The sequence below is a fragment of the Streptomyces katrae genome, from assembly GCF_000966975.1.
GTDB classification, from domain to species: Bacteria; Actinomycetota; Actinomycetes; order Streptomycetales; family Streptomycetaceae; genus Streptomyces; species Streptomyces katrae.
The window spans coordinates 1-11,412 of the sequence record NZ_JZWV01000316.1; the positions used below are offsets into that span (position 1 = coordinate 1).

Here is an 11,412-nt window from a genome sequence, read left to right on the forward strand (position 1 = left end):
CGGAAACCTGGACTCGCGGGCCGGCGCCGAGGTGCTCGGCTTCCTGCGCCAGTCGGTGGACGAGCTCGCCCAGACCATCGTGATGGTCACCCACGACCCGGTCGCCGCCTCCTACGCCGACCGCGTCATCTTCCTGGCCGACGGCCGCATCGTCGACGAGATGTACGCGCCCACCGCCGACCAGGTCCTGGACCGGATGAAGGACTTCGACGCGCGCGGGCGGACCTCGTGACCGTCATGAAGACCGCGCGGCGCAACTTCCTCGCGCACAAGGGCCGGATGGCGCTGTCCGCCATCGCCGTCCTCCTCTCGGTCGCCTTCGTCTGCGGGACCCTGGTGTTCACCGACACCATGAACACCACCTTCGACAAGCTGTTCGCCGTCACCAGCGCCGACGTCACCGTCAGCCCCAAGGAACCCGCCGACGGCGAGGAGAACCCGAACCGCGGCCGCCCCCAGGTGGTGCCCGGCGCGGCCGTGGAGAAGGTGCGCGGCGCGGAGGGCGTCAAGTCCGCCGAGGGCGGCGTCTTCTCGACGGCCGTCACCGTCGTCAACTCCAAGAACGAGAACATGGGGTCGACCACGGGCGCCCCGACCATCGCCGGCAACTGGAACGACGGCGAACTCAAGTCCATGAAGATCACCTCCGGCCGGGCCCCGCGCGGACCGACCGAGATGATGGTCGACGCCGACACCGCCGACAAGCACCACCTGAAGCTCGGCGACGAACTGCGCACCATCGCCATCACCGGTGACGTCCGCGCGAAGATCAGCGGCATCGCCTCCTTCACCGTCACCAACCCGGGCGCGGCGATCGTCTACTTCGACACCGCCACCGCCCAGGAGAAGCTGCTCGGCGCGCCCGGCACCTTCACCCACATCAACGTCACCGCCAAGGACGGCGTCAGCGACGAGCAGCTGAAGAAGAACGTGGCCGCCGCCGTCGGCGCGGACACCTACAAGCTGCAGACGGCCAAGGAGTCCACGGCCGCCAACAAGAAGGACATGGGCTTCCTCGACGTCATGAAGTACGTGATGCTCGGGTTCGCCGGCATCGCCTTCCTCGTCGGCATCTTCCTCATCTTCAACACCTTCTCGATGCTGGTCGCCCAGCGCACCCGCGAGATCGGCCTGATGCGCGCCATCGGCTCCGACCGGGGCCAGATCAACCGCTCGGTGCTGCTGGAGGCCCTCCTGCTCGGCCTCGTCGGCTCCGCCGCCGGCGTCGCGGCGGGCGTCGGCCTGGCCGTCGGCCTGATGAAGCTCATGGGCTCGATGGGCATGCACCTGTCCACCGGCGACCTGACCGTCCGCTGGACCACCCCGGTCACCGGCCTGCTCCTGGGCACCGTCGTCACCGTCGTCGCCGCCTACGTCCCGGCGCGCCGGGCCGGCAAGGTCTCCCCGATGGCCGCCCTGCGCGACGCCGGCACCCCCGGCGACCGCAAGGCCGGCGCGGTGCGCGCCGTCCTCGGCCTGGTCCTCACCGGCATCGGCGCCGCGGCCCTCTTCCTCGCCGCGGCCGCCGACAAGGCCTCCGCCGGCTCGCTCTGGCTGGCCGTCGGCGTCCTGTTCAGCCTGATCGGCTTCATCGTGATCGGCCCGCTGCTCGCGGGCGTCGTGGTCCGGCTGCTCGCCGCGCCCGTCCTGCGGCCCTTCGGCTCCGTCGGCCGGCTCGCCGAGCGCAACGCCCTGCGCAACCCGCGCCGTACGGGGGCCACGGCCGCCGCGCTGATGATCGGACTGGCGCTGGTCGCCTGCCTGTCGGTCGTCGGCTCCTCGATGGTGGCCTCCGCCACCGACGAGCTCGACCGCACGGTCGGCGCGGACTACATCGTCTCCTCCCAGGGCGGCCAGCCGCTGATGCCGCAGGCCGAGCAGGCCATGCGCGGGGTCAAGGGCCTGGACCACGTCACCGCCTACCGCGAGGTCGAGGCGAGGATCACCGCCCCGGACGGCACCACCGCCCAGGACCAGCTCAGCGCCACCGACCCCTCCTACGCCCAGGACGTCCGCCGCAAGACCTCCGCCGGGCAGCACAAGGACGCCTACGCGGCCGGCTCGATGGCGGTCGGCTCGGAGTACGCCGCCAAGCACCACGTGAAGGTCGGCGACGAGCTGGGCGTGGCCTTCAACGGCGGGAAGACGGTCAAGCTGAAGGTCGCGGCGATCACCCTGGACGAGGGCAACCTCGACAAGGGCGTGAAGTACATCAGCACCGCCACCGCCGAGGCCAACCTGCCGGCCGACCAGCTGCCGCGCCCGTTCATGCTGCTGGCCAAGGCCGAGAAGGGGCAGGCCGACAGCGCGTACACGGCGCTCAAGGCGGCCATGGCCGAGTACCCGCAGTACAAGGTGCTCAACCAGACCGACTACAAGAAGGACCTCAAGGACCAGGTCGGTCAGCTGCTCAACATGGTCTACGGCCTCCTCGCCCTGGCGATCATCGTCGCGGTGCTGGGCGTCGTGAACACCCTGGCCCTCTCGGTGGTCGAGCGGACCCGTGAGATCGGCCTGATGCGTGCCATCGGCCTCTCCCGCCGCCAGCTGCGCCGGATGATCCGCCTGGAGTCGGTGGTCATCGCCCTCTTCGGAGCCCTGCTGGGCCTGGGGCTGGGCATGGGCTGGGGGGCCACCGCGCAGCAGCTCCTCGCCCTCCAGGGGCTGAAGGTGCTGGAGATCCCGTGGGCGACGATCGCCTCGGTGTTCGCCGGCTCGGCCCTGGTGGGCCTGTTCGCCGCACTGGTCCCGGCGTTCCGGGCGGGGCGGATGAACGTTCTGAACGCGATCGCCAGCGAGTAGCCGCCGGCGGTCGGGAGTACGGGGGAGTACGGGGGAACACGCCGGCCCCGGGCCGTCCGCGAGGGCGCCCGGGGCCGGCGTCGTGCACCGCCGGCCGGCGCGCCGGGCCGGCCGCCCCGCTACAGCCGCCGCTCCAGCAGGACCATCCCGCCCGCCTCGCCCACCAGGGCGAACCGCGACCCCGGATGCAGCCGCCCCGCGTACGCGAGCGGGTCGCCGACCCGGCCGGAGGAGTTGTCGAACACCAGGTAGGCCGGGCGGACCCCCCGCGTGCCGCCGAGCCAGAAGACCCGGCAGCGCGAGGTCAGCCGGGTCAGCGCCGGGTAGTCGGCCTCCACCGTCACCCCGTCCGGGATCCGCGCCAGCAGCCGCTCGGCCTCGGCGGCCCGCGCCGGCTTCTCGTACGCGGCCCGCTCCCCGAGCCGGGCCAGCGGCAGGCTGGTGGCGCTCAGCGCGAGCGCGGCGGCGAGCACGGCCCCGGGCAGCTGGTGGGCGTACGAGCGCATCCACGGCCGGGGGCTGCGCCGGGCGGTGTCGAGGGAGTCGGCCAGCGCCAGCGCCACGACCGGCATCAGGACGGCGCTGTAGTGCCAGTCGGTGGACCAGAAGTACGGCTCGGACGAGGTGAACCGCCAGCCCAGGGTCGGCACGGCCACCCACAGCAGCGGGGAGCGCAGCGCCAGCAGGCCGGTGGTGGGGACCAGCAGCCAGCCCAGGGTGGTGAGCTTCGTGCCGAGACCGTCCAGCACCCCGCCGGGGCCGCCGACCTTCTCCCAGTAGGCGTAGCCGTCGGGGGCGAACGCGGGGACCACCACCGTGAACACCAGTACGGCGGCCACCGTCCCGCCCACGGCCACGGCGAAGGCCGCCCGCGCCGCCCGCCGGTCGGTGCGCCGGGCCCGCCAGGCCACCACCAGGGCCAGGGCCGCCAGGGTCAGCCCGAGATCCTCCTTGACCAGCAGCAGCGGCAGCCCCCAGGCCAGGGCCGCCCGCCACCGGCGGGCCAGCAGCGCCTCCAGGGCGAAGGCCAGCAGCGGCACCGCGAAGCAGATCTCGTGGAAGTCGAACGCGACCGCCTGCTGGATCCCCCAGGACAGCCCGTACGCCGCCCCGAGCGCGAGCCCCCGCGCCGGCCCGAGGAGGCGTGCCCCGGCCCGGGTGACGGGCAGGGCCGACAGCGCGAACAGGGCCGCCTGCGCCACGAGGAGGGTGGCGGGGCCCGGGAAGAGCCGGTAGAGCGGGGCGATCAGGGCGATGACGGGGCTGAAGTGGTCGCCGAGGACGTTGAAGCCCGGGCCCTTCAGGTCCGCCACCGGTGCCTGGAAGTGGGCGTAGGCCCGGACGGCCTGCTCGAAGATGCCCAGGTCCCAGGAGTTCTCCTCCATCCGCCGGTGGCGGGTCAGGGAGGGCGGTGAGCGCGTGCGGCGCCCGGCGCCGCAGCAGCGCTCCGGCCCCGGCCCCCCGGCCGGGGCGCGCCTCCACGACGGCCGGCGCGGCGCCGGTGGGGGCGCCGGCGGGGGCGCCGCCGTCACCGGGCGGGCTGGTGGATATGGACATCCGAACAGATTGTCATCCCGATACGGAACGGCTCCCTCCGCCCCTCGCCCGCGCCGCACGGGACCCGTACCGGACCCGTACGCGCCCCGAATCCCGCGCGCGGGTGACACACCCGCGGCATAGGGTGGAACCCCCGGCCCGTTCACGTGTCGGGTGCTTCGCGTTGCCCCCGCCCGCCCCCTCCACCGGATGGAAAGCCGCTTTCATGAGCCTGCACGGACTGCTCGACGCCGTCACCCGGGACCCCGCCCTGTCCGAGGCGGTCACCGCGGCCGGGGACGGCAACCGCATGCACGTGGACCTCGTCGGGCCGCCCGCCGCCCGGCCCTTCGTGATCGCCGCGCTGGCCCGCCGCACCGGCCGGACCGTGCCGGACCGTGCTCGCCGTCACGGCCACCGGACGCGAGGCGGAGGACCTCGCCGCCGCGCTGCGTTCGCTGCTGCCCCCCGACGAAGTCGTGGACTACCCGTCCTGGGAGACCCTGCCGCACGAGCGGCTCAGCCCGCGCAGCGACACCGTCGGCCGCCGCATCGCCGTCCTGCGCCGCCTCGCCCACCCCAGCGCGGACGACCCGGCCGCCGGGCCCGTCTCGGTGGTGGTCGCCCCCATCCGCTCCGTGCTCCAGCCGCAGGTCAAGGGGCTGGGCGACCTGGTGCCGGTGAGCCTGCGCCAGGGCGGGAGCGCCGACCTCGGCGCGGTCACCGAAGCCCTGGCGGCCGCCGCGTACGCGCGCGTCGAGCTCGTCGAGAAGCGCGGGGAGTTCGCCGTGCGCGGCGGCATCCTCGACGTGTTCCCGCCCACCGAGGAGCACCCGCTGCGCGTGGAGTTCTGGGGCGACGAGGTCGAGGAGATCCGCTACTTCAAGGTCGCCGACCAGCGCTCCCTGGAGGTCGCCGAACACGGCCTGTGGGCCCCGCCCTGCCGGGAGCTGCTCCTCACCGACGAGGTGCGCGAACGGGCGGCTGCCCTCGCCGAGGCCCACCCCGAGCTCGGGGAACTGCTCAACAAGATCGCCGAGGGGATCGCGGTCGAGGGCATGGAGTCCCTCGCACCGGTCCTCGTCGACGACATGGAGCTCCTGCTCGACGTCCTGCCGGCCCGGTCCATGGCCGTGGTCTGCGACCCCGAGCGGGTCCGCACCCGGGCCGCCGACCTGGTGGCGACCAGCCAGGAGTTCCTGATGGCCTCCTGGGCGGCCACCGCCGGCGGCGGCCAGGCCCCCATCGACGTGGGCGCGGCCTCGCTCCGCGGGATCGCCGACGTCCGCGAGCACGCCCGCGAGCTCGGCATGATGTGGTGGTCGGTCTCCCCCTTCGCTGCCGACGACCCGGCCCTGGGCTCCGACACCCTCAAGCTCGGCATGCACGCCCCCGAGGCCTACCGGGGCGACACCGCCCGCGCGCTCGCCGACACCAAGGGCTGGATCGCCGACGGCTGGCACACCGTCTACCTCACCGAGGGCCACGGCCCGGCCGCCCGTACCGTCGAGGTCCTCGGCGGCGAGGGCATCGCGGCCCGCCTGGAGGCGGACCTCGGGGCCCTGGAGCCCTCGATCGTCCACGTCTCCTGCGGCTCCCTCGACACCGGCTTCATCGACCCGGCCCTCAAGCTGGCCGTCCTGACCGAGACCGATCTGACCGGCCAGCGCACCGCCACCAAGGACCTCGGCCGGATGCCCACCCGGCGCCGCAAGTCCATCGACCCCCTCACCCTGGAGGTTGGCGACTACATCGTGCACGAGCAGCACGGCGTGGGCCGCTACATCGAGATGGTGCAGCGCACCGTGCAGGGCGCCACCCGCGAGTACCTCCTCGTCGAGTACGCGCCCGCCAAGCGCGGCCAGCCCGGCGACCGGCTGTACATCCCCACCGACCAGCTGGAGCAGGTCACCAAGTACGTCGGCGGTGAGGCCCCGACCCTGCACCGGCTCGGCGGCGCCGACTGGACGAAGACCAAGGCGCGGGCCAAGAAGGCCGTCAAGGAGATCGCCGCCGACCTGATCAAGCTGTACAGCGCGCGCATGGCGGCGCCCGGCCACACCTTCGGCCCGGACACCCCCTGGCAGCGCGAGCTGGAGGACGCCTTCCCGTACGCGGAGACCCCCGACCAGCTCACCACCATCGCCGAGGTCAAGGAGGACATGGAGAAGTCCGTCCCCATGGACCGCCTGATCTGCGGCGACGTCGGCTACGGCAAGACCGAGATCGCGGTGCGGGCGGCCTTCAAGGCGGTCCAGGACGGCAAGCAGGTCGCCGTCCTCGTCCCCACGACCCTCCTCGTGCAGCAGCACTTCGGCACCTTCTCCGAGCGCTACAGCCAGTTCCCCGTCAACGTGAAGGCGCTGTCGCGCTTCCAGTCCGACACCGAGTCCAAGGCCACCCTGGAGGGCCTCAAGGAGGGCTCGGTCGACGTGGTCATCGGCACCCACCGCCTGTTCTCGCAGGAGACGAAGTTCAAGGACCTGGGCCTGGTCATCGTCGACGAGGAGCAGCGGTTCGGCGTCGAGCACAAGGAGCAGCTGAAGAAGCTCCGCGCCAACGTCGACGTCCTCACCATGTCCGCGACCCCGATCCCGCGCACCCTGGAGATGGCGGTGACCGGCATCCGCGAGATGTCGACGATCACCACCCCGCCGGAGGAGCGCCACCCGGTCCTCACCTTCGTCGGCCCGTACGAGGAGAAGCAGATCGGCGCGGCCATCCGGCGCGAGCTGCTGCGCGAGGGCCAGTGCTTCTACATCCACAACCGGGTCGAGTCCATCGACCGGGCGGCCGCCAAGCTGCGCGAGATCGTTCCCGAGGCACGGATCGCGACCGCCCACGGCCAGATGTCCGAACAGGCCCTGGAACAGGTCGTGGTCGACTTCTGGGAGAAGAAGTTCGACGTCCTGGTGTCCACCACCATCGTGGAATCGGGCATCGACATCTCCAACGCGAACACCCTCATCGTCGAGCGCGGCGACAACTTCGGCCTCTCCCAGCTGCACCAGCTGCGCGGCCGCGTGGGCCGCGGCCGCGAACGCGGGTACGCCTACTTCCTGTACCCGCCGGAGAAGCCGCTCACGGAGACCGCGCACGAGCGGCTCGCGACCATCGCCCAGCACACCGAGATGGGCGCCGGCATGTACGTGGCGATGAAGGACCTGGAGATCCGCGGCGCGGGCAACCTGCTCGGCGGCGAGCAGTCCGGCCACATCGCGGGCGTCGGCTTCGACCTGTACATCCGCATGGTCGGCGAGGCCGTCGCCGACTACCGGGCCGCCGTCGAGGGCGGGGCGGAGGAGGAGCCGCCGCTGGAGGTCAAGATCGAACTGCCGGTCGACGCGCACGTCCCGCACGACTACGCGCCCGGCGAGCGGCTGCGCCTGCAGGCCTACCGGGCGATCGCCTCGGCCGCCTCGGAGGCCGACATCAAGGCGGTGCGGGAGGAACTCACCGACCGCTACGGCAAGCTGCCGGAGCCGGTGGAGAACCTGCTGCTGGTGGCCGGGCTGCGGATGCTGGCCCGGGCCTGCGGGGTCGGGGACATCACCCTGCAGGGCCCGAACATCCGCTTCGGCCCGGTGGAGCTGCGCGAGTCGCAGGAGCTGCGCCTCAAGCGGCTCTACCCCGGCACGGTCCTCAAGCCGGCCACCTCCCAGGTCCTGGTCCCGCGCCCGAAGACGGCCCGCGTCGGCGGCAAGCCGCTGGTCGGCCGGGAACTCCTGGCCTGGACGGGTGAGTTCCTGACCACGGTCCTCGGCTCGTGACCCGGGGGGCGGCCCGTCGGACCGGTCAGACCGACTCGCCCGCCGGGCCGCCCAGCTTCGACATGTCGAGGACGTCGGCGTCCTTCGGGGAGGTCGTGTCCACCGGGACGTCGAAGGCCGAGAAGAGGGCCTCGCCCGTGGAGTCGCCCATGACCGTCGACTTCAGGATGTACGGCTTGCCCTGCGTGGCCACGTAGTCGGTCTGGGTGCCCTGCTTCGCCGGGGAGGTCACCGCCAGGGTCTGCTTGCCGTCGACCGTCGCCGTCTCGCCCTTGCGGGCGAGCGGGCTGGCGTGGTCGAGGTCGCCGGTCAGCTTGGAGAGGTCGCAGCTGCCCGTCATGGGGGCGGCGCGGGGGTCGGAGGCGGGTATGCGGATCCAGCGGTCGGCGAGCATGGCGACCATCTGGTCCGCCTGCTTCTGCGGGGCGTGCTTCATCTTCGCGGCGCCCCGCCAGTAGGCGGTGTCGCCCCGGAAGTGGACGGACTCCGAGGACTTGATGACGTCCAGCCGGCCCATGCCGTCGACCCGGATCTCGCCCTTGCAGTTGCCCTTGCGGTCGAGGGAGAGGTCCACCTTCATCGGCTTGCCGTCCTGCTGGACGGTGGCCGCCACCCGCATCGACTCGGCCTTGCGCGTGGCCTCGTAGGCCTCGGTGAGGATCTCCTGCCCGGAACGGGCGGCGGCCGGGGAGGCGGAGGCGGAGGCCGGTGCGGACGCCGCGGCGGAGGCGCCCGGGGAGGCGGGCCGGTCGGCTCCCGCCCGCTGGCCGGCCGGCCCGCAGGCCGTCAGGCCGCCCAGCAGGGCCGCGGCGGCGGTGGCGGCCGCCACCGCCCTGGACTTCGTACGGCTGCGCATTTCCGGTGACCCCCGTGGTGTTGACGACGTGCGGGACGGTTTCCCGCTTCGAGGGTAGGCGGCCGCTCTGACAGGGCCGGCGGGGGGCGCAACACCCCCTAGGGCAGGGACCCGTACGTGACGTTCCTGCCCTCCGGGCCGGTCTCCGCGTGCCGGACGAGGTACGGCCTGCCGTCCAGGGACACGTGGTCGGTGATCTCGACGCCGCCGGGGCCCTTGGAGACCAGCACCGCGACCGGCCTGCCGTTCAGGCGGGTGTCGGGTTCCCGCCGCAGGCCCGTGCGCTCCGCCGGGAAGGTGCGGGCGGGCGATCCGTCGGCGCACAGGGCGACGAGGTGGGAGACCGCCGGGTCGCCCGGTTTCATGTCGATCCAGCCGTCCGCGGTGTCCGGGGACTTGAAGGGCTGGTTCCTGAACTGGTCCTGGAGGAAGCCGGCGTCGCCGCGCAGGGAGACCTTGGCGTCGTCCACGAGGATCTCGCCCGTTCCCGAGCGCTCGACCCTGACCTCGCCCCAGCAGCCGCCGTCGCCCTCGAAGGTCAGCTGCGCCGTGATCTCGCGTTCCCCGATGCGGCGCGAGACGACGGCGGTCCTGGTGGCCGCCCGCTCCGTCTCCTCGTACGCGGCACGCAGGACGGCGGCCGGGTCCCGGCCCGCGAACGGGTCCGGGGCGGCGGCGGAGGGTGAGGGACCGGCCCCCGCGCCGGCCAGTTCCGGGAGGCAGGCGGAGGCCGTGGCGGTCAGCAGGACGGCGCAGGTGACCGCGGCCACGGTCCCGGCCCTGGGCGTTGGCGTGGGCGCGGTCGTGGGCGTGGGCGTGCGGGTGCGCGTGCGGGTGCGCATGACGGGTCCCCCCTGGGATCGATCAAGAGGGGCGAGGCTAGCCCGGGGCGCAGGAGGGCGGCTGGAGGCGTACGGGGGCGCGGGCCGCCGACGCGCGCGCGGGCCGGACCGCGGCGGCCGTGCTGCGACCCTGCAACGGTTGCGCCCATCCCCTCACCGGCGGCCGGAAACGCTGTATACGCTTCCAGCCGTCACCCTTTCCGCACGGCCCGTCAGGAGCAGCGATGCACGGCCCCGGCATCCCGCCGCAGCAAGGCCCGCACGGCCACCGGCCCTTGTCCGGGGCGGCGATGACGCTGCGCGTGCTGTTCACGGCGCTGCCCCTCCTCAGCTGTGGTTTCTTCGCCTGGGGTTCGCTGCTGCGGATCGCCCTGCTCACCCGCAAGACCCGCGACTGGGTGCTGCTGGTGCTGGGCGGGGTGCTGTCGGTCGTCTGGATCACCTTCATCGAGCTCGACCCGACGGAGGAGACCAACGGCTGGCAGGGCAACCTCGGCGCCGGTGGCTCGATCTTCACCGGCTTCGCCATCTGCGTGTACTACCTCGTCGCCGACATCAAGCACCACGAGACGAAGGCCGCCCCGCCCCAGGCGGTGGGGGCCGCGCCCTGGTACCCGGCGCAGCAGACCCCGTACAACCAGCAGCACCAGCAGCACCTGCCGCAGCCCCCTCAGCAGACGCGCCCCTCCTACGGCTACCCGCCCGTTGCGCCGCAGCAGGCCCCGGCCCCCGTCCAGCCCCCGCGCATCGGCCAGGTCCGTGCCGAACTCGACGAGCTGAGCGAACTCCTGCGCAAGCAGACCCCGCACGCCCCGCAGACCCCGCCCCGTCCCCCGCAGCCCGGCGGTCCCTACCAGGACCCGAACAGCACGGCGGTCCAGGACCCGCAGCAGTGACCGGCGGCGAACGGCTCATCGGCGAGCGCTACGAGCTGGCCACCGTCCTCGGCCAGGGCGGCATGGGCCAGGTGTGGACGGCCTACGACAAGCGGCTGGACCGGCGCGTCGCCGTCAAACTGCTGCGCCCCGACAAGGTGGCCGGCCCCGGCACCGTCGCCGAGGAACTGCGCCGCCGCTTCGTGCGCGAGTGCCGGGTCACGGCGCAGGTCGACCACCCCGGCCTGGTCACGGTGCACGACGCGGGCAGCGACGGCGACGAGCTGTACCTCGTCATGGGCTACGTCGAGGGCTCCGACCTCGCCGACCACCTCGCCGCACACGACCCCTACCCCTGGCCGTGGGCGGTCGCGGTGGCCGCGCAGCTGTGCGCAGTGCTGTCCGCCGTGCACGCCGTGCCGATCGTCCACCGGGACCTCAAGCCCCGCAACGTGATGATCCGCCCGGACGGGACCGTCCTCGTCCTGGACCTCGGCGTGGCCTCCGTGATGGACACCGACACCACCCGCCTCACCAGCACCGGCTCCCCGATCGGCAGCCCCGCCTACATGGCGCCCGAGCAGGCCATGAGCGGCGCGGTGGGCCCCTACACCGACCTGTACGCCCTCGGCGTGCTGCTGTACGAACTCCTCAGCGGGGACGTCCCCTTCGCCGGCTCCACCGCCCTCGGCGTGCTGCACCGCCACCTGTACGAGCCCCCGGCCCCCGTA

Annotated in this window: 6 protein-coding genes and 2 pseudogenes; 5 read left to right on the forward strand and 3 right to left on the reverse strand. The window is 73.2% G+C overall.

Translation table 11 applies throughout. The features are described 5' to 3' along the window. Nucleotides 1-232: pseudogene (locus tag VR44_RS12650) on the forward strand (ABC transporter ATP-binding protein); the annotation flags it as partial. Further along, nucleotides 229-2,802, forward strand: coding sequence for an ABC transporter permease (locus VR44_RS12655; protein ID WP_045947559.1), 2,574 nt, complete (start codon nt 229-231; stop codon nt 2,800-2,802). The pseudogene VR44_RS12650 and the gene VR44_RS12655, both read left to right, overlap by 4 nt. A 119-nt stretch (nt 2,803-2,921) precedes the next feature. Here VR44_RS12655 and VR44_RS12660 read toward each other — a convergent pair whose 3' ends face one another. After that, nucleotides 2,922-4,187 carry a DUF2079 domain-containing protein gene (locus tag VR44_RS12660; RefSeq protein ID WP_045947560.1) on the reverse strand — a complete coding sequence of 422 codons (1,266 nt, stop codon included), beginning with the start codon at nt 4,185-4,187 and terminating at the stop codon, nt 2,922-2,924. A 377-nt stretch (nt 4,188-4,564) separates the two neighbouring features. Between VR44_RS12660 and mfd the strand changes: the two are divergent. After that, nucleotides 4,565-8,108: pseudogene (gene mfd, locus VR44_RS12665) on the forward strand (transcription-repair coupling factor). 25 nt (nt 8,109-8,133) lie between these two features. Here mfd and VR44_RS12670 read toward each other — a convergent pair. Then, nucleotides 8,134-8,964, reverse strand: a complete 831-nt coding sequence (locus VR44_RS12670) for a hypothetical protein (RefSeq protein ID WP_045947561.1) — start codon at nt 8,962-8,964, stop codon at nt 8,134-8,136. A gap of 98 nt (nt 8,965-9,062) precedes the next feature. Then, the gene (locus tag VR44_RS12675) at nt 9,063-9,806 is read right to left on the reverse strand and encodes a hypothetical protein (RefSeq protein WP_157880286.1); all 744 of its coding nucleotides are present in this window, start codon (nt 9,804-9,806) and stop codon (nt 9,063-9,065) included. A gap of 224 nt (nt 9,807-10,030) precedes the next feature. On the opposite strand from VR44_RS12675, the gene VR44_RS12680 reads away from it, so the two are divergent. Both VR44_RS12680 and VR44_RS12685 read left to right on the forward strand, forming a co-directional pair. Further along, nucleotides 10,031-10,702 (forward strand): membrane protein, encoded by a 672-nt coding sequence (locus VR44_RS12680; protein ID WP_045947563.1) that lies wholly within the window; start codon nt 10,031-10,033, stop codon nt 10,700-10,702. A gap of 35 nt (nt 10,703-10,737) precedes the next feature. Continuing rightward, the coding region (locus VR44_RS12685) for a serine/threonine-protein kinase (protein ID WP_281187134.1) at nt 10,738-11,412 on the forward strand (675 nt) is incomplete at its 3' end.

Bases quoted from the DNA above. Each gene is read 5' to 3' on its own strand.
- VR44_RS12660 (WP_045947560.1), bottom strand. From the start codon at position 4,187: ATGGAGGAGAACTCCTGGGACCTGGGCATCTTCGAGCAGGCCGTCCGG.
- VR44_RS12670 (WP_045947561.1), bottom strand. From the start codon at position 8,964: ATGCGCAGCCGTACGAAGTCCAGGGCGGTGGCGGCCGCCACCGCCGCC.
- VR44_RS12675 (WP_157880286.1), bottom strand. From the start codon at position 9,806: ATGCGCACCCGCACGCGCACCCGCACGCCCACGCCCACGACCGCGCCC.
- VR44_RS12680 (WP_045947563.1), top strand. From the start codon at position 10,031: ATGCACGGCCCCGGCATCCCGCCGCAGCAAGGCCCGCACGGCCACCGG.